Raw genomic sequence first — 20,260 nt, 5'->3', positions numbered from 1 at the left:
TCGCCCCACTATGCCCAATAAAGCCAGTGCCGCAAAAGCGATGCGCCAAACGGTCAAACGGACCCTGCGCAACAAGATCGCCAAGGCCGAGATCGAGTCCATGCAGGTCAAACTGCGCAAGCTCCTCGAGGCAAAGAAGGCCAAGGAGGCCACCGAGCTCATGACCTTGATCGGAAAGAAGCTCGACAAGGCCGTCTCCCGCGGAATCCTCAAGCTGAACACCGTGAGCCGCACAAAGAGCCGCCTCATGAAGCGCGTAAATGTGGCTTCGAAGGATTAAAGGTTGAACGGACCAAGGACCAAAGGACACGTGAAAGGTCAAAGGGATTGAAAGACGAAGGCTTTAAAACCTTCGTCTTTTCGTCCTTCAATCCTTTCACGTGTCCTTTGGTCCTTTCAAAACCTTCCGACCTTGGTCCTTATCCCGTCATCTGAACAGTCATCAGGTCCACCGCTGTCTCGGGATCCATCCCGGACTTCACCCCGACTTCGCGTTCGAACAAAGCGTCGTGCGCGGCCATGAGCTCGGACAGCGTGAAGCGGCGCGCGGCCGCCATGGCCTTTTGCGCCACGAACGGGTGCAGCGCGAGTTCCGTCGCAATCGCGTCTTTGGCGACGCGCACGTCCTCATCCATCATCGCGCGCACGCCGAGCAAAATCCTTACCTGGCGTGCGAGCATGGCGAGCAGGTAATGGTCTTCGCTGCCAGCTGACCGTTCCTGCGCGAGGAGCCGGAACGCTTCCTTCCCGTTGCGCTGGCTCACCGCGTCGATGAACGCGAAGATTTCCCCCTCGAACGACGGGCGGACGAGCTCTCGCACGTCGTCCGCCGTGATTTCGCGACCAGAGGCAAACGCGGTCAGTTTCCGAATCTCGCCGTCCGCCTGCCACAAGTCGCCGGACACGCGCGAAGCGATTTCCGTTGCCGCGGCAGGGGCGATCTTCCCGCCCTGCGACGTGATGCGTTCCGTGATCCACTTCGTGAGAGCCGGACCTTCAAGGACGGGGAATGGATAGAGGTGCAGCTCCGCCGCATCCTTCAATGACTTGAACAGCGCCTTCTTCTCAAGCGCCTTCGCGTCATCGCTCTCCCATAGGACGACGATCGTGGAGTCCGGCGTCGCCTTGAGCCCAACCCATGCGTCCTCGTCTCCCTTTTTCGACTTCGACACGAGATCGCGGATCACCACCATCCGCTTTTCCCCCATGAACGGCATGGAACGGACGGCCTGCATCACTTCGCCCACGTCGGCCTTCTCGCCGAAGGAAGCCAGATTCATCCCGGTCGGGTCGAATTTCTTCTTGAAGGCGTCCGTGAGCTGGCGCACCTTCTCCTGCACCCGGAACGAGTCGTCGCCGTAGACGATGATGAGCATACCTATTTCATCTTCCCCCAGCTGGTCCCGACCTCCACCTCGACGGTAAGCGGCACCTCGAAGTTCGCCACGCCCTCCATCAACTCTTTCACGCCCTTTGAAACCGCCTTCACCGCGTCCGCGTCGCACTCGATGACCAGTTCGTCATGCACCTGCAAGAGGAGTCGCGCGGGCCAGCCGCTGGTCTTCAGCCAATGGTCGACGGAAATCATCGCGAGCTTCACCACGTCGGCCTGGGTGCCTTGGATGGGCATGTTCACGGCCATGCGCTCGGCCATGGCGACGAGCATCGGGACCCCGGACGTGACCTCCGGCAGGTAGCGGCGGCGGCCGAACAGCGTTTCCACGTAGCCTTTCTCGTGCGCCTGGAGCTTGGTGGCGTCCATGTATTCGCGGATCTTGTGGTGGATGGCGAAGTACTTTTCGATGAACTGCTGCGCCTCGCCCATGCTCATGCCGGTCGAGCGCGCGAGGGAGCGCGGCCCCATGCCGTAGAGGATGCCGAAGTTGATGGCCTTGGCGGAGCGACGCTGTTCGGGCGTGACCTTGTCTTCAGGGACGTCCCACACCTCGGCCGCGGTGCGCGTATGAATGTCGGCTCCTTCGCGGAACGCCTTCACGAACGGTTCGTCCTTGGCGATGACGGCGGCCAGGCGCAGCTCGATCTGGCTGTAATCCACGGCGATAAGGCGCTTGCCGCGGCCGGCCACGAACGCCTCGCGGATCTTGTTACCAAGCTCGGTCTTGATCGGAATGTTCTGAAGATTCGGGTCCGATGAGGACAAGCGGCCTGTCGCGGCGACCGTCTGGTTGAACGTGGTGTGCACGCGGCCGTCGGGTCGCACCAGCGAGGGAAGGGATTCGACATACGTGGACTGCAGCTTCGCGAGCTCGCGGTACTGCGACACGAGCGGGATGATTGCGTGCGCGTCCTCGAGCTTCTCGAGCTCGGAGGCGGCCGTGGAGAACCCGCTTTGCGTGCGCTTGATGCCCTTCGTGGGAAGATGGAGCTTGTCGAACAAGATGGTGGCGAGCTGCGCGGGCGCGTTCACGTTGAATTCCTCGCCTGCCTCCTTGATGATGTCGGCGCGCAGGCGGCCGAGGTCGGCGGCGAACGTCTTCCGGAGCTTCCCGAGCGCCTTCACGTCGAGCTCGATGCCGGCGGCTTCCATGTCGAACAAGACGGGGACGAGCGGCAGCTCGATGTCGAGGTACACCTTTTTCATTCCCGTCTCCTCGAGCCTCGCGAATAGCGTCTTCGCGGCCGCGGAAAGATGCGACGCCGCCTCGCCGAACGCGCGCAGCTCGTCGTCGCCATTGAACCCCGTGAACTCCGGGAGCTTCGCGCCGGCGAGCTGCGCGAGCGCGCTGTGCAAGTCGTGCGCGCGGCTGCCCGGATTCAGCACGTAGGAACCCACCATGAGGTCGCTCCAGCGCTGATCGGGCTTCCACCCGGTGGCGTGCATCAGCCCCTTCAGGTCGTGCGTGACCACGCGCTTGGCGCTCTCGAGCGCGACGAGGATCGCGTCGAGCGTTTCCTTCGCGGGGCGTGGGAACACGACCGTCTTCGTTCCGTCCGAGATGGCGCACACCGCCACCGTAGGCCCGAACAGCGCCTGCTGGATCTGCACGGCCGCGAGAACGCCGACCTCCGGACCCAACCCGTCCATCGATTTCTCCGCCTCGGACGCGCTCCGCACGAGGACGAGTGTCCCCCTTTTCAAGGGGGACGACCCACCTTCGCTGAAGCTTCGGTGGGCAGGCAGGGGGTCGCGCCCTGAACCGACCGCCCCGATGGGCGGCGCCTCCACGACCCCGGCGGACATGTGCTTCTTGAGAAGCGTGCGGAACTCCAGGTCGCGGTACATCTCGACGACCTTCGTGAGGTCCTCCCGGCCGGCCTTGGCGTCCTCGAAGCGGAAGCCGGGGAGCGGCACGTCGCGGCGGATCGTCACCAGCTCGCGCATGAGCGAAGCCGTCTGCTCGTGCCCCTCGAGCTTCTTCGCGTACTTTTCCGGCACCTTCCCCTCCTTGAGCGCGGCAAACACCCCATCCACCGTCTTGAACTGATGCAGCATCTCCACGGCCGACTTCTCTCCGATCCCCGAGACGCCCGGCAGGTTGTCGCTCGGGTCGCCACGGAAGGCCTTGTAGTCGATGAGCTGCGAAGGCGTGAGGCCGAAGCGTTCCTTCACCGCCGCCTCGTCGTACGTCTTGGTCTCGCTGATGCCTTTCACGAACGACACGACCTTCGTCGAATCATCCACGAGCTGCAGGCTGTCCATGTCGCCGGTCACGATGAGCGTCTGCATCCCTTCGTCCGCCGCCGTCTTCGAAAGGGTGCCGATCACGTCGTCGGCCTCGAACCCTTCGGCCGAGAGGGAAGGGATGCCGTGCGCCCTGAGGATTTCCTGGATGAGCGGGATCTGGTCGTAGAGCTCCTGCTCCTTTTTTTTGCGCTGCGCCTTGTACGGCGCATACGCCTCGTGGCGGAAGGTGTCCCCGGGGAGGTCCCAGGCCACGGCCGCATAATCGGGGCGGAACTGCTCGAGGATCTTTTCGAGCATCATCGAGAACCCGTACGCGGCATTCACCACCCGGCCGTCCCTGGTGGTAAGGAGGGGGATCGCGTGCCATGCCCGATGGAGAAGGGCATTGCCGTCGATGACCAGGAATGTGTCCTGCTTCAAGGATTTCATGCGCGAATATTATGCCCGAAATGAGTGAGTGACAAGGGCGATTCCTCTATCGCCCTTGTCCGAACGAATGAGGGCAGGAAATGAAATTTCCTGCGAAAATGGGGGAAAAAGAAAAGACCCGTCCGGACAGGCGTCCGGACGGGCGTTGGAGCTATCGCGGCAAGGCGTTCATCGACTCGATGAGGCCGCGCCAGGGGGCGTCCGTCTCCTTGAATGCCTTCGTGACGGGGAGCGGGGTCTCCTGTTCCTTCTCGCTCACGCTCCGGAAGGCGACGCGCAGCGTGGCGCCGTCCGGGCTCATGGTGAGCCCGTCGAGCGCGACCGCGTCCGGCCCGCCCGAGGCGATGGCGGGTCCCACGGGGGTGAGCTTGGCAGGACCGTGCGCGCCGCGCACGGGGCGCAACCCCTGGGCGGACATCAGGCGGCCGCCGACGAGAGCCTGTTCGGCGGCGAAGGTGCCCAACACGATGCCGTCGCCCACCTGCCGGCTCGCCCAGATGATCGGAAACCTCGACTCGTATGCGAGGTCCCAGCGGACCTTGGTGCCGGCGATGAGCGCCTTCTCCATCTGGTCGAACGACGCGGCGCACAAGGCCTTGCCGCCTGGCAGGAAGGCGAACAGGTCGTCGCGCGTGGCCGTGAACTCGGCATGCGCCCAGCCCTCGGGGAGGTTGATTTCCGCGGCCGGCGCGGTGCCGACCGCGGCGAACGGCACGCCCTTTCCCGTACGGCCCGCGAGGGTGAGCGCCGTGCGCTTGAGCGGGTCGCCCTTCAGGAAGCCGTTTGCGAAGGGGAGGGCGGCGATCTTCGGAGCGAGCGCGCGAGCGATCGGATTGTTCGTGGCGTTCTTGTGGAACGACACCACGGCGATGCGCCGCAGCGGGTCGTGCATGATCCTGCGCACGTGCGTGTAGCGGCTCGGGTGCAGCAGGCTCTGCGCCTCCGCCCCGGCGCCCGTGCGAGGCGCGATCAGGTCCTTGTCCAGCAGGACTTCGAAACGGCTCTCGCGGGCGAGGTCCACCTGGAACCCCGCGAACGCGTCGCCACGCAGAAAGATGTCGGGAAGGGCGAACAGCTCGCCGGGGTTCTGGATCGAACGCTTCAGGTACGCCATGGGATGCGGTACTCCTTGTGGGAATGGGCGGCCGGCGGCGCGGCAGGATGCCTCGCGTCGGGTCGCGCAAAGATACGACAGGAACGGGAAACGGTCAATGGACAGAGAAAGAAAAGGCCCGCCGTCGCTCCAGGATGGAGCTTCGGCGGGCGCGTTGGCCCTTGCGGCGTCGATATCGACGCCGTCGTTCAGGCCGCGTGCTGCTGCTCGCCGGCGGTCGCCTTGCTGAAGGCGAGCTCCGTCGGCGTCATGTTCTGCCGCGGCTGGCGCAGGACGTCGTGCACCGTGCGGTCGTTGCTCTGGCGCGTCAACTGCCAGGTCATGCCGCCCTCGTCGGAGCGGATGGCCACGCACCCTTTGAGGTGCTTGGTCTGCTCGTTGTTGGGCAGCGCGTTCTGCGGCGCCCCCAGGGCGAAGCCGCGCTCGGTGGCGGTCACCGGCAGGCTCACGGCGAGGTTCTGCCCCTCGCTGGGCGTGGCGAGGATGACCTCCTGGCCGTTGTGCAGCCGCGTGGACGTGCCGAAGCCGTCCACGTTGAACGGCAGGTTCTGGTCGACGTAGTCGGGGTTGTTGCCCGACTTCGCCGCGGCGTAGAGCCCGTCCCAGCCGATGCTCTTCACGAGCTTCGTGCCCGGCACGAGCTCACCGATGCCGCGCGAGGTGACGGCGTGGTCGGTGGTCTTGGCCTTCGGGAAGGCGCTCTGCACGGGGCTGCCGACGGGCTTCGCGTTCTTGAGCATGAAGGTTGCCCGCTCGTCGTCGAGGCCGATGAAGTCGAACTGCTGCGTGCCGAGCTTCGGGTTGAGCTTGCCGAGCGTGATGGCCTGCGCCATCAGGAAGCTCAGGAAGTTCCACACCACGCCGCCCTGCTCGGCGTACTCGGACAGGAACTTCGAGGCGCTGATCGCCTGGAGGCCGTCCGGGGTGACGACCATGAAGTTGATCCCGCCGATTTGCTCCATCTCGGAGCGGCCCTGCGCCTTGCGGATGATGCCGCCCGAGAACTCGCCCTTGAACGTCGCCTTCACGTTCTTGAAGTTCTCGCGATAGCCGTCGATGACGACGATCTCGACCGCCGGCATCTTGCCCTCGGGCGAGGAGTGCGTGCGCACCGGGTCGATCAGCACGTTGGCGAACGCCTCGATGCTGTCGCACGCCTTGAGCGCCGCGAGGACGGCGTTGTAGCCGTCGCCGCGGTAGCCCGTGCAGTCGACGCCGCAGGGCTGGTATCCCTGGGTGACGAGCTTCCCGCCCGCCCACGCGAGCTCGGGCGGGGCCTTGGCGGTCGTGCCCTTGGTGTTCTTCCGCAGCTGGGCGTAGTGGCTCTTGTTGGTGTGGCTCAGCTCGCCGTACGGAATCTTGGCCTTCAGCGTCTTGATCGCCTGCAGGTCCTTGATGTCGACGTCGTTGGGAATCTGCCCCTTCGCCTGCGCCTTCTTGCGGTCGTTGGCCGAAAGGCTGACGACCGGGAATTCGACGATGGTCTTGGGGTTGATCTGCTGGGTCTTCATGCGAACCTCGTGTGCACTGCGGTTTTCGGACGCCGCACGTGACGGAATCTTGGAGAAAGTTCTTTTGGATTGTCACGGAGCGGTCGCTTCTCCGCCGATCGGCTGATCGGCTTTTTGAGGAGCAGCGCGGATTCTACGTGAGGCCCGGCGGCCCGTCAAGAAGGCCCGTGCTACGGCTGCAAGGCCGTGTCCGCCTTCCCCTCCACGGATATCACCACGTCGGACACCGCATCGAACTGCCGCAGGGTGTTCTCGACCTGCGAGCGGATGGCCGTGACCCGGCAGGAACCGGCCGCGTTCAGATACGCATTGAAATCCGCGACGGCGGTCCCGTCGTTGATGGAGAGCGAGCGCAGCTGCGTGCCGGCGTTGATGCTCGTGAAGGAACCCTGGGCGCGTTCGCTCGTCGTGGGCCCCGAGAGCAGGGAGGCGATGGCGGCGCGCCCCACGGCGGCGGTCTTCGCCACCGTGCGCGACACCGGGAAGGTGAGGGAGCAGTCGGCGTTCGACCCTTTCAGGCGGTTCGGGAAAAAGACGTCAAAGACGGTCGTGTCGGTAGTGAGCAGGGTGAGCGGCACCGTGACCAGGTCGATGACCGTCCCGTCTTTGGCCGAAAACTGGAATACTTCGAGGGAAAAGCCTTTCTCTGCCATCGCCGGCAGGATGATGTCCGTCCGGAAGGGCCCGTACATCCCCATGCCGGATGCGGCCGTCAACGCATGGCCCTCAAACACGACCTTGTTGGCCGCGTCTCGGATACGGTAAGCAAACGACTGCTCGAACGTGCGCCCGAACCCGAACACGACCAGCGGGGAGGTCACGATGGATCCGAGCAGCGGGGAGGTCACCACGAGGTTCGGCAGGTCATTGAGCTGCAAGCCGGTCGCGGTCACTCGGCGCGTGGTGAGGTCGCGCTCGCCGGAAACGGTGACGAGGCGGCCGACCACTTCCTCCGGCACGTTCGTTCCCGGGACCACGAACACCTCGTCCGCGCCCCCGTCCGGGGACACGAGGGTGATGATCCTCGTGGCGCTGTCATACGCCTCCACGGCCCCGAACAGCCCGACCACCGGCTCGATGGCCGGCTGCGGCTGCGGCGTGAGGCCGTCGGAAAGCGAAAGGCAGCCGGCTCCGACGAGCAGCAGGGAGGCGATCAGGGCGGGGAACAGGCGTTTCATACGATCAGGAACCGTCAGCGCGAGCAGCGTACCATCGGATACGCGGATGTAAAGGAATGGTCACGCCTGAAACGAAAAAACGCCCGTCTGGACGTCTTTTCGTGGGGTGCGCTGTGCGAAAACGTTAGAACAGCGGTTTTGGCCAGGAATGGCAGACTGGCGGTTCGGGTTTGAGAATAAAAACCTCCCCCATCCGTGAAGACGGGGGAGGAATCGTCATCGTTCATGATTCGAACGTGATGACCGTTTGAAGTCTGCATTCACGCGCGTGAGCACTTCAAGATCCGCGTACGGCTTGGGCTGGATCACACCGTAAATGCCGTCTGCCAGGGAAACCCGGAGTGCGAACGCCATGCAGGCAGGCCCGACGCCGCTCTCCGTGCGCGTTCCATAATGTGCCGAGGTGAGCCACAAGACACACTGTTCGGGATCGCCCTTTCCCAGGGTCTTAATAACCTTCGGAACAGCCGAGGCTTCGGGCCAAGCTTTGGCAGGGCCAAGAAAGATGACCTCGAAGTTTTCGGGACGACCCATCCAGTGGACGTCATCCACCGGCACTCCGACCGGGAATCGGAACTGCCATTTGCCTAGATCCTCGTCTCTCGTACATCCGAACCACTGGACGAACACCTCCTCGGGTCGGCGAGCCGCGAACGACTGCACCCGGATGGTCGGGACGAGGACCTGTTGAGTACAGACGCGTTGCTCTGGCGGCAGCTTCTCTTCGATGTCCACGCGTTCCTCCGATTTCAAAGGGAGACTGCACGTGTAATTACCCATGATGCCGCCATTGTGTCAACAGAGCATTCGGTTCGTATACGCAAAAACGTCCCCTTTCGGGAGCGCCTTTGCGTGGGGTGCCTAGAGGGAATCGAACCCTCATAGCCGGGACCACAACCCGGTGCACTAGCCGTTGTGCTATAGGCACCATGCAGGTGTCGCGATGCTACACCGCGACAGGCTTTTTTTCAAGGCCTTCCCGAAGAAAAACCGACCCTAGCGGGCCGGGGAGGAGGAATCCACCTGGATGGACACGGGGAGCCCGTACTCGTCGGCGACGATCTGGAACTCCTGGAGCGCGCTTCGCACCACGGAACGCGTCTGCGAAAGCTCGGCATCCGTTTTCGCGACCACCTCGCGGCAGGACGACCGCGCGTCATTCCCGTCGAACGGGTCAGAGGCGTGCGTGGCAAGGTCGAGGAGATGGTCGTGCTCGGCCAAGAGGATGCCGCGCACCCCGCGCAGCCTCCCGTCGGCCTGCATCGTCTGCTCCGCGGTGAGCGGGCGCTGCGACGCGTTCTTCGCGTTGAGGCCGCGCGTCGCGAGCCGGCCGACTTCCTCGGCGACCGAGGTCACGTCCTTGGCCGCGATCTCGAACGTGCGGCGGCGATCGGCCTTCGCGCGCTCAAGCGCGGCTCGGGCATTGGCGCCCGCGCAGCGCGGGTCTTCGACTGGAGGGTCGGGTGCGTGGACACACCCGCACAACATGAGGAAAAGGACGGGGACGAGTCGCATGCCGCCTCCTTGGCAAACGCCATCCAACAACAAAAACACCCGCAGGTCAACCCCTCGACTTCGCTCGGGGCGATGCGGATGCCCTTGTGGTACTCCCAGCAGGAGTCGAACCTGCAACCTAGCGGATAGAAGCCGCTTGCTCTATCCAGTTGAGCTATGGGAGCGAACGGCGGATCCTCTCGCATTTTTCCATCTCCGTCAACGCTTGGCAATGAAAAACGCGCGTCCGGAGGAAGGGCGCGCGGCGAAGCGTCAGGCGCGCAGGCCTGGGAGGAACGGAGGGGTCTCGAGCTCGAGGTACGTGTCGGGGGTCGCGAACGCCTCGGTCATCCGGGCAAGGATCGCCTCCGGGTCGAGCGAACGGATGACCGGAGAGATGAAATCGTGCGGGTGGCGGGCGGGCGGGGAGGAAGGAACGGGCAGGTCGGCGTGGGCGTCGTCGGAAACGGACATGGCGGCTCCTGGCTTCATGCGGCGAAGCCGATGCTACCCTCGCGCGCGCTTCGCGTCAACCCTCGCGCGATTTCCCATGGAACCTCTTGTGCACGTCCTTGAGCGTCTTGTTGGTGATGTGGGTGTACACCTGCGTCGTCGTGATCGAGGCGTGGCCGAGCAGGGACTGCACGGCGCGGATGTCTGCGCCGCCGAGCAACAGGTCGGTGGCGAAGGTGTGGCGCAGCGTGTGCGGGGTGATCTTCTTCGTGATCCCCGCGGCCTTGGCGTAGCGCTCCACGAGGCGCTGGATGGAGCGCGGCGTGAGCGGGCCGGATTCGGCGCGGCCGCCTTTCGCGCGGTCGTGGCTCACGAACAGGGACGGGCTGGGGTCGCGGCGGGCGCCGAGATAGGCCGCGAGCGCGGCCTTGGCGGAGTCAGAGAGGAACACCACGCGCAGCTTGTCGCCCTTGCCGCGCACGGTGAACTCGTCGCGCTTGAGGTTTACCTGCTCGATCTTGAGGCTCGCGAGCTCGGACACGCGGCAGCCGGTGGAAAACAGCATCTCGAGGATGGCCGTATCGCGCAGGGCGATGAGTCCTTCGGCCTCTTGACGGGGAATCGCGAGCATGCGCGACAGTTCATCCGTCTCAAGGAACGCCACCTCGCGCGCCGCTTGCTTTGACAGCTCGATCTGCTCCGGGGCGAGGGAAGGGATGTCGCGACGAGAAAGATATTTGAGGAACGTCCGGAGCGCGATGAGATGATAGTTCTGGGTGTTCTTCTTTATGACGCCGCCTTCGCGTCCAGGCAATTCACGATTCAACCACAAGCGGTACTGGCGCACCTGTTCCTTGGTGATACGCGACGGATCCACGTTCTTCGACCATCCCGCGAATCGGCGCAGGTAAAAATCGTAATTGCGGATGGTGCGCGCGCTCCTTCCACGTTCCACTTCCAGGTATTCCAGGAAATCGGTCATGAGCCGAGAGAGCTTTGCCATAGTCTCTCCATTATACGACGCTTCGCTCCTTCATGTCGCTTTTGCCTTGTACGGACGATTTCAATGGAGGAAAATGGGGGTAAAGATATTTTTGTTCATAAGACCGTCGTTATGTGGGGAATCAACCGCCGGGGGGAGGACACGCTTAGTCCGCAGTTCAAGAAGGGGAAGGGGGCGCCGGGTCGCGTGGAGGGAAACCCGGTCATCCAGGATCCCGAGATGCTCATGGCCGTGCAAAGCAATATCGATTCCTTGAAGAAGAACGAGGATTTCCTGGCACGCAAACGTGAGGAGTCGGTAAAGGAGCTCGGGGCCGGCGCCGCCGAGGAATCGATCGCGATGCTCATCGAAAAGAAGGTCGCGGCGCGCGCGGAACAGTTGTATGAGCTGGGCAGGTCGGAACAGGGCGAATCCGCCTCCCGTTCCGGCATCATTCGGACGTGAGCGGAATGAAGATTAGCTGTTCCGTATGGAACAATGGATCAGCGGCCAGGAGAGTTTCCTGGCCGTCTCCGCTGACTATTTCTCTTCGAACAGCTGGCGGACCATCTCCTCGGCACGGGCTCTCGACTCCCCCTTCGCGACCAGCACCTCGACCCCTTTCTCGGCCGCGGCCCTAAGCTCAGCGGACTGAAGGAGGTCCTTGGGAAAATCCGGCTCGGTCCTCTTGATGAATTCGATCTTGTCAATGTGCCCGTTGGATAGCGCGTCAATCGTCCCTTCCAGGGCCGCCGCGAGATATTCCTTCTCGGGCAGTGGGAACATCGCTTGCTGGTCAGCAGCGACGTGTAAGATGCCCCAAGAAAAATTCTCGACAATTTGCCTCTTCAAGGCATCTCGGATCTCTTGAGATTGCAATATTTCAGGTGTCAGCCCGGCCGCGTCGCTTACTCTTTTTGCGTTATCCGCCTTGCCGGAATTCAAATACGAGATGACTCGCGCCTTCGCCGCCTCCATGTCCGGCGTGATGACCTCCTGCCCAGGGCCTTTGGTTTCCATCGACATAGGTTCTTACGATAAGGATACACTAGATTTGGGAGGTTGAACCTCCCATGTTCGCGTGAAAGCAAAAGCGGCCAGGAGGGCTGGCCGCTTTGGGATGATCCTTTAGAAAACGCCGTCTGTTATCTCGAAAATCATCCTTTCCCCATGAAAATCTTCTCCAGCATGCCGCTCTTGCGTATCTCCCCTGGATCCCCATGAGCGACCACGCGACCGCGATCGAGCAAGTAGGCTCGGTCGACGATGTCGAACAAGGACTTCAAATTATGTTCCACGACCATGATTGCGGTTTTGTGGCGGATGTTGATTTCCTGGATCATGGCAAAAACTTCCTTAACCAGTTTTGGTGAAAGGCCGAGTGAAGGTTCGTCCAGGAGCAATACCTTGGGATCCGCCATGAGGCCGCGCGCGATCGCGAGCATCTGCTGCTGCCCGCCCGAGAGCGTGCCCGACGGGTCGTGTCGCTTCTGACGCAGCACGGGAAATGATCCCATCACCTCCTCCATGCGACGATGCGCTTCCTGGCGGTCGTCGACCGTGAATGCGCCGATTGCCAAATTCTCCTCAACGCTCAGGCTGGGAAACACCCGCCGACCCTGCGGAACGAAGGCGATTCCCATTCTTACGGCCCGGTGGGGCAGGGGATGGAACGGCGCGTCATGCCAACGCACCGTACCCTCCAGCAACCGCGTCATCCCGAAAATCGTCTTGAGCACGGTAGACTTTCCCGCTCCGTTCGGTCCCATCAGCGCAACGATTTCCCCCTCGTCCAGAGCGACCGAAACATCCTCAAGGATCGGGAGCTTGTCGTAGGCGACGGTGGCGTGTTCAAGGCGGAGCAATACATCCCTTGTCATATCAATCCCCCAGATACGCCTCGACGACGTCGCGGCGCGAAAGCACCGCGTCCGCCGTGCCTTGGGCCAGGAGCTCCCCGGCATCCATGACGATCAGCTCGTCGGACAGCTCGCGGATGAGGCCCATGTTGTGCTCGATGAGCACGACCGTCTTTCCCGCGGCTTTCAATTCCCTGAATAGGCCTGATATTTCTTTGATCTTCTCCGGAAACAACCCCGCGAACGGTTCGTCAAAAAGATAGATGTCCGCGTCCATGGCGAGCACGCGAGCGATTTCCAACAGCTTGCGCTGCCCGTACGAACAGCGGCTGGCCAGCTCCGTCCGTTTCTCCCACAACCCGACTCGGGTGAGCACGGCCTGCGCACGGGTGAGGGAGGCGTGCGGCAATCGGCGGAGCAGCGATTGGCAGACGCCACGCGGCGTCAACACAACGAGAACATTATCCATCACGCTCATCTGCTCGAAGATACGAACGTCCTGAAACGTGCGCGTGAGTCCGTAGGTTGGCAGGTCAGACGGGCGCAGCGGCAGCGGGACGACCAGCCCATGAATGGCAATCGTGCCTGACGTCGGCACGAGCAGGCCCGTCAGCAGGTTGACGAGCGTGCTTTTTCCAGAACCGTTCGGCCCGATGATTCCCGTAATCGCGCTGCGGCGAATCCCGAGCGACAGGCGGTTCAAGGCATGAACGCCGCCGAAACGCTTGGAGAGCGTCCGGAGTTCAACGGCGGCATTCCCATTGGATACGGGGCGCATCATAGCTTGAATTCGCCGAACAGGCCGCGCGGTCGGAACAGCATCAAGAGGAGGAGCATGAGGCCCACGACGGCTTCTCGCATTTGTCCGGCCGTGTCGGGCGAAAACCCGAGGAATCGAACGCTCTCATACAGGCCGATGAACATGACCGCCCCGGCGATCGAGCCGCGAAGCGTGGCAAGGCCGCCGAGAATGATCATCACGAGCACGTTCACGGAAACCAGGACGACGAACGCGGACGGATCCACGAAACGGATATAGGTCGCGTAGAGGGCCCCGGCGACCGCGGCGATCATGGCCGCGAGCACGAACGCGGCAAGCTTGAACCGCAGGACGCGGTAGCCGAACACCCGCAAGGCCTCCTCGTCCTCCCGGATCGCTTTGAGCACGCGGCCGAACGGCATACGAGTGACGTACGAAAAGACGAGCGAGATCAGGACCAGAAAAAACAGCACGAACAGGAAGTACGGGAACGGCTGGAGCAGGGTCATGCCAAACAGGGCCGGTCGGGGGATGCCGGGGATGCCGAGCGGTCCGCGCGTGAGGGAATCCAGATTCAACATGACGCCGTATACGATGGCATTGAACCCCAAGGTCCCCAGCACGAAATAATCGCCTCTCAAGCCGCTCAACAAGAGACCGGTGAGAAGGGCCGTGACCCCGGCGACGACGATCCCACAGAAGAGTGCGGTCGTGAAGCCGGCGTGGTACAGCGTCATCGTGATTGCGGCCGCATAGGCTCCGATGCCGAAAAATCCCGCATGCGCTACCGAGATCAATCCCGTATTGCCCACGATGATGTTCAATCCCAACGCCAAAATCCCGAAGATCGCGGAAATGGTCATGACATGGAGGAGAAAGTCCATAGTCAGCGTTTCGACAAGATGCCGCGCGGACGAGCAACCAAAAAGACGATGAGCGCCCCATAGGTGATGGTATCCTTCCATTGGCTCGCGATGAACCAGATCCCGACGTTTTCGAGGACGCCCAGGAACGCGGCCCCGAGCAGGGCGCCGTTCAACGTCCCGAGGCCTCCGATGACGCCGGCAACGGCTCCCTTGAGGATCAGGGCCAGGCCCATGGTAGGCTGAAGGCCGAGATCAAAGCCGGTCAGGATTCCGGCAAGCCCGGAAAGGCATGCGGCCAAAAAAGCGACAAGTCCCATCACGCGCTCCACGTCGATCCCGATCATGGTTGCAACTTCGACGTCGTCGCTCACGGCCCTGACCGCGCATCCGTATTTCGTCCTCGTGAGAAACAAGCGCAGGGCCGCGAAACAGGCGACGGCAGACACGACGATCGTAAGCTGCGTCCAGGTGATAACGCCGCCGCCCATCTCAAGAGACCCTTCAAACAATGTCACGGGGTAGGATCGGAACTCCACGCTGAAAGAAAGCGCCAGAATCGCCTGGAGAAATATGAGAAGCCCCAGGGAAGCCACTATCGATACGAGCGGCGATGCTCGACGAGCTCGTAATGGGCGAAAGACGGACCTGTCACAGGCCCATCCGACCATCCCTGCGACAAGAATGCTCACGATCATGGCGATCCAGATCGGCCAGGATGCGCGCAAACACCACAACATGGCATAGCCGCCGACCAAGGCAAAGGCGCCCAAGGCCAGATGGAAATATCGGCCAACGCCGTACACCAGATGAAACGCCATGGCCATGATCGCATACATGCCGGCGGCGATGATCCCGTTTATGATGACCTGTGCGGCCGCTTCCATAGGCGCGGACAGGCAGAGAGCACGGGATGTCCCGTGCTCTCTGCCGTCGAAGTCGATCCTTATTCGACAGGCACTCCCTTGCCGCCAACGATTTCCTTGATGAGATATTGGGCGGTGGTGAGATCCCCGTTCTGGTCGAAACTGACGTGGCCGGAGGCACCCTGGTAATCCACCTTGTGCAGGGCATCCGCCATCTTGTCCGGGTCCGTCCCGACCTGCCCGATCACCTGGGCGAGGATCTTCATGGTGTCATAGGATTGTGAACCGCAGACGGTGACGTCAGTCCCTTTCGTCTTCTCAAGGATTTTGGCATTGAATTCCTCAGACGTGGGCATGACGACCTCGACGTACTGGATGTCCGCCTTCCCGCTTACCGCCTGCTGGAGCTTCGGGTCGGCCCAGGCGTCAATGGCGAGGATCTTCGCCTTCAATCCGAGTTCCGCATACTGCTTCACCATCGCCGTCCCGCCGTCCGGGTACATCGGCGCGTACACCAGGTCCGGATTGGAGGCCTTCACCTTGGCGAGCTGCGTGCGGTAGTCCTTGTTGTCCTGGGCGGAACCTTCGACGCCCGCGATCTGGCCACCGAGTTCCTGGAATCGGGCCGTGAACCTGTCCTTAAGGCCATTCCCGATGTCAGACACATGATACAGGATCGAAACCTTTCGCGCGCGCAGGGTGTTGTAGGCGTATTCGGCCGCGAATGTCCCTTGGAACGCGTCGGACGGATAGGTGCGGAAAAAATATTTGCCGAGCCCGGTCAGGGTCGGAGCGGAAGAACAATACGAAATCACCGGCATCTTGTTCTGCATGGCCGCCGGACCGAACGCCGACGTTTCCGTCGAGCACAGCCCGCCGCTGATCGCCGCCACACGATCCACGTTGATGAGCTTGTTCGCCGCATCCGTCGCCGCGGCGGCATTGCATTTGCCGTCTTCAAAAATCACCTGCACCTGACGCCCATTGATGCCACCAGCGGCATTGATCTCGTCCTGGGCGACCTGCGCCCCCGCCTGGGCGATGACGCCGATGGAAGCCACGTCGCCGGTCAACGGACCGATGAAACCGATCTTAATCGGACCCTGATCGCTCACTTGTCGTGCGGGGGCGGTGGTGAAATAGCTCGTACAGCCCGCGCCGGTAAGCAGGAGACATGCCGCGACCCCGATTGCCTGAATGCCATGGCGATTCATAAAGGGATTATGTCAATTACGCATAGATTATCTAAAGCGTCTCTTGAGCACAAGCAATGTGTCATGAATGTAAACAGGAAATAGAAATGTCCGGGTATACGGGAATTTCCTCTGTCAGGGCTCAAGCGGGATTGCTTGAGGCGCTGATTTGAGGGGAGGAGACTGAGAACCAGTCTCCTCCTCGTGTGAGATCATCCTTTGAGATAGGAAAGCACCTTGCCCCAATCCTTCCGCTCTTTAACCTCCCGCGTATATTTGAGGGTCCCGTGGCAGCTGTAGCATTTTCCGGCCTGATTTTGATCATCTTCCGTACACCGACACGGTTTGCCGTAGGACATCAACGTCCCGCGGCAAATGCTACACAACCCATCCTCGCAGGGACAACCAGAGTCAGGATAGGAATCCGTCAGGAACGGAGCATGAACGAACACGGCTTTGCAACCATTGATCTCGAAGCGCTTGATCATGCCTTCACTGTATTCGTCCGTGTAGTAACTCGGGCCAAGGCAGTCGAGCGCCGCGCTCATGGCGCCTTTGTGGTGGTTGGTGTCGGTCACCATGGCGACGAACTTCGCGCCACGATGGGCCGCCATCAACGCGAGCACGAGGCCGTAGGGAACCTGCTCGTCGGCCTTGAAGACATCCGGAGTCAACGTCTCCTTGCTCATCGGCAGATTCATGTCAGTGAGCACCGCGTCGAATTCGAGGGGCTTCGACGGATACGGCTCGCGGATGGCTTTCACCGCCTCGTCGTACGATCCGACGATGGTGACATCGTGGCCCTGAAGGGTCTCGCGGGCAGAATTCTGGTGGATTTCCTTATCTTCAATCACGAGAATCTTCATCTTCGCTCTCCTGTGTTTTGATGGTTCTAACGACGAGTCTCTCTCCTCATCGTTGATAACAACTTATCATATTTTGATACTTTTGTCAATCCATAATCCCAACTCTGATTTATTATTTTATCTAAAGTCAGCCAATTTATTCTTAATGGTCTATTTTTGTGGGTTTAGATTGACAAAATTTGGAGAAGCTGGTAGTCTAAAATCAGTATGAATCCCTCTCTCATTGCCGACCTCAAAAAAGCGGGGTTGTCCGACAAGGCCTCGGCCGTATATGCGGCTGTTTTGGAAGCTGGATTGGCCTATCCTTCTAAAATCGCCCAAACGACCAAATTGAACCGCAGCACGGTCTATAACGTGTTGGAAACCTTGCGGCTCGATGGCTTAGTCACGGAAATCGAGCGCAACAAGAAGCTGTGTTACCAAGTCGAGGATCCGGCGCGTTTGAAGGGGTACGCAAAAAAGCAGATTGCACTTGCGGAAGAGCAGTACGCCTTTGCACAAAAAATCATGCCCGAGCTTGAAGGGCTTCTTTCGCAGACGCCCAACAAACCTCGTGTGCGGTTCTTCGAGGGGATCGAGGGCGTAATCGCCGTCTATGAGGAGCACGTGAACCAGCCGCAGCCGTACGAGATGCTGGCGTACAGCAATGTCGAGGACTTGATGAAGGTCCTCCCGCCGAAATTCGTCGAGCGATACGTGGAGCGGAAGGAAAAACTCGGCATTACCACGCGCGCCATCTTTCCCGACACCCCATTCAGCCGAAGCTACAACAAGAACGTGTACGACGAAGTGGCCAAAAAGTTCTTCGTTCAGGCCAGATACGTCCCGGCTGAATCGTTCCCATACAATGCCGAAATCACCGTATTCGGGAAAAACGGCGTTTCCATCATCAATTTCCACGAAAATGTCCTCATTGGCATCATCATCGAGGATCCGACCATCGCGGGAATGATGCGTATGGCGTTCGACCTCGCATGGGCCGGCGCGAAGACTTAAAACCGACATTTCCTCGCAACGCTTTGCATCCGAGGGCGATGTGTTACCATGCCCTCATTCGCAACGAATTATCCACACCTATGGAGACCGGACACATGCCCCCCGTGATGCCAGCCCGCCGAAGCCACGGCGAAGGTGGGTTCCTCGACACGCTCCCCCCGAAGACCGCCTTCGGCCTTGGGATGGTCACGGCCGTGCTCTCGCTAGGCACGCTCGGATTCCTCCTGCTCGGCGGATGCCTGCTCAAGGGCACCTGCGAGCTCCCCAGCGCCGGCACCACGGTGGCTGCCGCGCCCACCGACGTCGGCAATCTCCCGGCTGACACGGCAGGTCCGGTCCCGCCCGTGAGCGACGACGACTGGATCCGCGGCGACAAGGACGCCAAGGTGACCATCGTCGAATACTCCGACTTCCAGTGCCCGTTCTGCGCCCGCTTCCACCCCACCATGCAGCAAATCATGACCGAGTACGCCGGCGAAGTCCGCTGGGTGTACCGTCACTTCCCGCTCTCGTTCCATCCGGAGGCCGAGCCGGCCGCCGAGGCTGCCGAGTGCGCGGGCGAGCAGGGCAAGTTCTGGGAGTATGGCGACAAGCTCATCGAGAACCAGGCCGTGCTGGGCGCCGCGACCTACGCGAAGATCGCCGCCGACCTCGGGCTCAACAAGGGCAAGTTCGACACCTGCCTTTCCTCCGACAGGGCCCTCGCCAAGATCCGCGCCCAGGCCGCATCAGGCGCCACGGCCGGCGTCTCCGGCACCCCGGGCTCGTTCGTCATCGGCTCGGACGGCTCCATCCAGGAAATCCGCGGCGCGCTCCCGTTCGAGAGCGTGAAAGCGGCTGTCGACGCGGCGCTCTAGGCTCATGGAAACGAAACTCCCCCGACGCCGTGTCGGGGGAGTTTTGATCTCCGCGCTAAGCGGCCTTCGTTTGCGGTTTCTCCTCGTCCTCTTCGGGTTCATTTTCCTTTCCCTCCATCGCGTCCATGGCCCGAGTCATCATTTCCACGCCTCGTGGGACCTTCCCCGCGTCCATCGATCGCTCTCCTTGAACGGCGCCGAAGACGCGGTTTACGTCCTGTGCCTCCACGTCCGCGCGAATGCGCGCCTGCTGTTCGTCCACCGTCTCCGTCGGGAGCGTTGAGATCTTCGTCGACTCACCGAAAAACGGTTTCTCTGGAACGAACGTCTTGTCTTCTGGTCCCACCTCGGCGAGGGGAGTTGCCGCGGGCCTCGACTCAAGCTCATCCATCAACGCTTCAGTGGGGCCTGCCGGTTTTTGCTCAAGGATGCCCTTCGCGATCCCTTCCGCTTCCGACGGTCTTCCCAAATGCTTCAGAAGCTTTTTTTCAGAAAGGCTTTGTTTTCCTTTTTTTTGCAACTCCGACACTATTTCATCCATCTCTCTCTGTTGGGAGGCGAGTCGCGCCTGGTATTCGGGCGTTGCGCGTTCCGCCTCGATTGCCTGTTCCTTCGCCTGTTCTTCTGCGGCGAATCGGGCCCTGATCTCCTCCACCTTCGCGTCCAGGTCCGCCGGCACCTTTGCGCCCTTGTCGAACCAGATAACCGTGCCGAGACTCGCCATCTCCTCGGCGTTCTTCACGAGCGCCTGTGCCAGCTCAAGCCGCCTTTGGTCCTTCTGGTCCAGCTTCGACATCAGCTCTTTTGCCATGTCTCGCACGGCCAGGGTCATGGCCATGCGCGCTTCCCCCGGCAACTTCGGATTCCCGGCTTCCACGGAAGCCGTCTCGCGATGTTTCCCCATGATGGCGTCATGCATGACCTTCCCGAGCTCTTCCAATTCATCGTCTTCCATCGTCCGTTCAGGCCTAGGAGGCAGGGCGGGCTTCTCTTCTCCCTTTGCTTTCTCCCTTACGAGCTCCGCCGCTTCCTTCCGAATGACCTCGGGAGAGATTTCCGGAACGGCGCCCGCCTTCGTTACTTCCTCAACGGCAGGAATGACGGCGGCTTCTTTCGGCAGCTCGTTCTTCGTCGGTTCCTCGGTAGACGGGGCGTAGGAAAAAGATTCGCGATCGGCCATATGGGAGCAGTAT

The 20,260-nt window shown here is 61.5% G+C and carries 21 protein-coding genes and 2 tRNA genes; 4 read left to right on the top strand and 19 right to left on the bottom strand.

Annotated elements, in window-relative coordinates:
* The first annotated feature begins 10 nt into the window (after positions 1–10).
* A complete protein-coding gene (rpsT, locus tag EPO34_03825) occupies positions 11–280 on the top strand; it encodes a 30S ribosomal protein S20 (protein ID TAK04246.1) in 270 nt (89 codons plus the stop codon).
* Positions 281–419: 139 nt separating this feature from the next.
* Here the strand turns inward: rpsT and holA are convergent, their stop codons facing one another.
* From holA to EPO34_03770, 11 genes are all read right to left on the bottom strand, one after another.
* A complete protein-coding gene (holA, locus tag EPO34_03820) occupies positions 420–1,376 on the bottom strand; it encodes a DNA polymerase III subunit delta (protein ID TAK04245.1) in 957 nt (318 codons plus the stop codon).
* A 2-nt stretch (positions 1,377–1,378) separates the two neighbouring features.
* Positions 1,379–4,075 carry a DNA polymerase I gene (gene polA / locus EPO34_03815; protein TAK04244.1) on the bottom strand — a complete coding sequence of 899 codons (2,697 nt, stop codon included), beginning with the start codon at positions 4,073–4,075 and terminating at the stop codon, positions 1,379–1,381.
* Between the two features lie 151 nt (positions 4,076–4,226).
* Entirely contained in the window at positions 4,227–5,189 is a 963-nt protein-coding gene (locus EPO34_03810; GenBank protein ID TAK04243.1) for a hypothetical protein, read from the bottom strand.
* A gap of 188 nt (positions 5,190–5,377) precedes the next feature.
* Entirely contained in the window at positions 5,378–6,700 is a 1,323-nt protein-coding gene (locus tag EPO34_03805; protein ID TAK04242.1) for a hypothetical protein, read from the bottom strand.
* Between the two features lie 170 nt (positions 6,701–6,870).
* Complete coding sequence (locus EPO34_03800) at positions 6,871–7,878, bottom strand: hypothetical protein (protein ID TAK04241.1); 1,008 nt, start codon at positions 7,876–7,878, stop codon at positions 6,871–6,873.
* 216 nt (positions 7,879–8,094) lie between these two features.
* A complete protein-coding gene (locus EPO34_03795; protein TAK04240.1) occupies positions 8,095–8,631 on the bottom strand; it encodes a hypothetical protein in 537 nt (178 codons plus the stop codon).
* Positions 8,632–8,731: 100 nt separating this feature from the next.
* Positions 8,732–8,806, bottom strand: a tRNA-His gene (locus EPO34_03790).
* A gap of 68 nt (positions 8,807–8,874) precedes the next feature.
* Positions 8,875–9,393 carry a hypothetical protein gene (locus tag EPO34_03785; GenBank protein ID TAK04239.1) on the bottom strand — a complete coding sequence of 173 codons (519 nt, stop codon included), beginning with the start codon at positions 9,391–9,393 and terminating at the stop codon, positions 8,875–8,877.
* 87 nt (positions 9,394–9,480) lie between these two features.
* A tRNA-Arg gene (locus EPO34_03780) sits at positions 9,481–9,557 on the bottom strand.
* 88 nt (positions 9,558–9,645) lie between these two features.
* Positions 9,646–9,864, bottom strand: coding sequence for a hypothetical protein (locus EPO34_03775; GenBank protein TAK04238.1), 219 nt, complete (start codon positions 9,862–9,864; stop codon positions 9,646–9,648).
* 37 nt (positions 9,865–9,901) lie between these two features.
* Positions 9,902–10,828 carry a hypothetical protein gene (locus EPO34_03770; GenBank protein TAK04237.1) on the bottom strand — a complete coding sequence of 309 codons (927 nt, stop codon included), beginning with the start codon at positions 10,826–10,828 and terminating at the stop codon, positions 9,902–9,904.
* 111 nt (positions 10,829–10,939) lie between these two features.
* Here EPO34_03770 and EPO34_03765 point away from each other — a divergent pair, with 111 nt between their 5' ends.
* On the top strand, positions 10,940–11,272 hold the full coding sequence (locus EPO34_03765) for a hypothetical protein (protein ID TAK04236.1): 333 nt from the start codon (positions 10,940–10,942) through the stop codon (positions 11,270–11,272).
* 75 nt (positions 11,273–11,347) lie between these two features.
* Here the strand turns inward: EPO34_03765 and EPO34_03760 are convergent, their stop codons facing one another.
* The 7 genes from EPO34_03760 to EPO34_03730 form a co-directional block, all read right to left on the bottom strand.
* A complete protein-coding gene (locus EPO34_03760) occupies positions 11,348–11,833 on the bottom strand; it encodes a hypothetical protein (protein ID TAK04235.1) in 486 nt (161 codons plus the stop codon).
* Positions 11,834–11,964: 131 nt separating this feature from the next.
* Positions 11,965–12,687, bottom strand: coding sequence for an ABC transporter ATP-binding protein (locus EPO34_03755; protein ID TAK04234.1), 723 nt, complete (start codon positions 12,685–12,687; stop codon positions 11,965–11,967).
* A gap of 1 nt (position 12,688) precedes the next feature.
* On the bottom strand, positions 12,689–13,447 hold the full coding sequence (locus EPO34_03750; GenBank protein TAK04233.1) for an ABC transporter ATP-binding protein: 759 nt from the start codon (positions 13,445–13,447) through the stop codon (positions 12,689–12,691).
* Entirely contained in the window at positions 13,444–14,391 is a 948-nt protein-coding gene (locus EPO34_03745) for a branched-chain amino acid ABC transporter permease (GenBank protein TAK04232.1), read from the bottom strand. The genes EPO34_03750 and EPO34_03745 overlap by 4 nt, the downstream gene beginning before the upstream one ends.
* Entirely contained in the window at positions 14,313–15,176 is an 864-nt protein-coding gene (locus tag EPO34_03740; protein TAK04231.1) for a branched-chain amino acid ABC transporter permease, read from the bottom strand. The genes EPO34_03745 and EPO34_03740 overlap by 79 nt, the downstream gene beginning before the upstream one ends.
* A 59-nt stretch (positions 15,177–15,235) precedes the next feature.
* Positions 15,236–16,369, bottom strand: a complete 1,134-nt coding sequence (locus EPO34_03735) for a hypothetical protein (GenBank protein TAK04230.1) — start codon at positions 16,367–16,369, stop codon at positions 15,236–15,238.
* A gap of 191 nt (positions 16,370–16,560) precedes the next feature.
* Positions 16,561–17,214: a hypothetical protein gene (locus EPO34_03730; protein TAK04229.1), complete on the bottom strand. Its 654-nt coding sequence runs from the start codon at positions 17,212–17,214 to the stop codon at positions 16,561–16,563.
* Between the two features lie 207 nt (positions 17,215–17,421).
* On the opposite strand from EPO34_03730, the gene EPO34_03725 reads away from it, so the two are divergent.
* Complete coding sequence (locus tag EPO34_03725) at positions 17,422–18,210, top strand: hypothetical protein (protein ID TAK04228.1); 789 nt, start codon at positions 17,422–17,424, stop codon at positions 18,208–18,210.
* A complete protein-coding gene (locus EPO34_03720) occupies positions 18,189–19,067 on the top strand; it encodes a hypothetical protein (protein TAK04227.1) in 879 nt (292 codons plus the stop codon). The genes EPO34_03725 and EPO34_03720 overlap by 22 nt, the downstream gene beginning before the upstream one ends.
* A gap of 55 nt (positions 19,068–19,122) precedes the next feature.
* Here the strand turns inward: EPO34_03720 and EPO34_03715 are convergent, their stop codons facing one another.
* Positions 19,123–20,247 (bottom strand): hypothetical protein, encoded by a 1,125-nt coding sequence (locus EPO34_03715; protein TAK04226.1) that lies wholly within the window; start codon positions 20,245–20,247, stop codon positions 19,123–19,125.
* Positions 20,248–20,260: the final 13 nt, after the last annotated feature.

The sequence above is a fragment of the Patescibacteria group bacterium genome (assembly GCA_004297215.1).
GTDB lineage: Bacteria > Patescibacteriota > Patescibacteriia > UBA9934 > GWF2-40-263 > 2-01-FULL-63-20.
The sequence above is the reverse complement of the archived record's forward strand: the minus strand, read 5'-3'. Positions and strand labels throughout refer to the sequence as shown.

Coding starts and splice junctions, on each gene's coding strand:
- rpsT (TAK04246.1), top strand. CDS start 11: ATGCCCAATAAAGCCAGTGCCGCAAAAGCGATGCGCCAAACGGTCAAA.
- holA (TAK04245.1), bottom strand. CDS start 1,376: ATGCTCATCATCGTCTACGGCGACGACTCGTTCCGGGTGCAGGAGAAG.
- polA (TAK04244.1), bottom strand. CDS start 4,075: ATGAAATCCTTGAAGCAGGACACATTCCTGGTCATCGACGGCAATGCC.
- EPO34_03810 (TAK04243.1), bottom strand. CDS start 5,189: ATGGCGTACCTGAAGCGTTCGATCCAGAACCCCGGCGAGCTGTTCGCC.
- EPO34_03805 (TAK04242.1), bottom strand. CDS start 6,700: ATGAAGACCCAGCAGATCAACCCCAAGACCATCGTCGAATTCCCGGTC.
- EPO34_03800 (TAK04241.1), bottom strand. CDS start 7,878: ATGAAACGCCTGTTCCCCGCCCTGATCGCCTCCCTGCTGCTCGTCGGA.
- EPO34_03785 (TAK04239.1), bottom strand. CDS start 9,393: ATGCGACTCGTCCCCGTCCTTTTCCTCATGTTGTGCGGGTGTGTCCAC.
- EPO34_03775 (TAK04238.1), bottom strand. CDS start 9,864: ATGAAGCCAGGAGCCGCCATGTCCGTTTCCGACGACGCCCACGCCGAC.
- EPO34_03770 (TAK04237.1), bottom strand. CDS start 10,828: ATGGCAAAGCTCTCTCGGCTCATGACCGATTTCCTGGAATACCTGGAA.
- EPO34_03765 (TAK04236.1), top strand. CDS start 10,940: ATGTGGGGAATCAACCGCCGGGGGGAGGACACGCTTAGTCCGCAGTTC.
- EPO34_03760 (TAK04235.1), bottom strand. CDS start 11,833: ATGTCGATGGAAACCAAAGGCCCTGGGCAGGAGGTCATCACGCCGGAC.
- EPO34_03755 (TAK04234.1), bottom strand. CDS start 12,687: ATGACAAGGGATGTATTGCTCCGCCTTGAACACGCCACCGTCGCCTAC.
- EPO34_03750 (TAK04233.1), bottom strand. CDS start 13,447: ATGATGCGCCCCGTATCCAATGGGAATGCCGCCGTTGAACTCCGGACG.
- EPO34_03745 (TAK04232.1), bottom strand. CDS start 14,391: ATGGAAGGATACCATCACCTATGGGGCGCTCATCGTCTTTTTGGTTGC.
- EPO34_03740 (TAK04231.1), bottom strand. CDS start 15,176: ATGGAAGCGGCCGCACAGGTCATCATAAACGGGATCATCGCCGCCGGC.
- EPO34_03735 (TAK04230.1), bottom strand. CDS start 16,369: ATGAATCGCCATGGCATTCAGGCAATCGGGGTCGCGGCATGTCTCCTG.
- EPO34_03730 (TAK04229.1), bottom strand. CDS start 17,214: ATGAAGATTCTCGTGATTGAAGATAAGGAAATCCACCAGAATTCTGCC.
- EPO34_03725 (TAK04228.1), top strand. CDS start 17,422: ATGAATCCCTCTCTCATTGCCGACCTCAAAAAAGCGGGGTTGTCCGAC.
- EPO34_03720 (TAK04227.1), top strand. CDS start 18,189: ATGGGCCGGCGCGAAGACTTAAAACCGACATTTCCTCGCAACGCTTTG.
- EPO34_03715 (TAK04226.1), bottom strand. CDS start 20,247: ATGGCCGATCGCGAATCTTTTTCCTACGCCCCGTCTACCGAGGAACCG.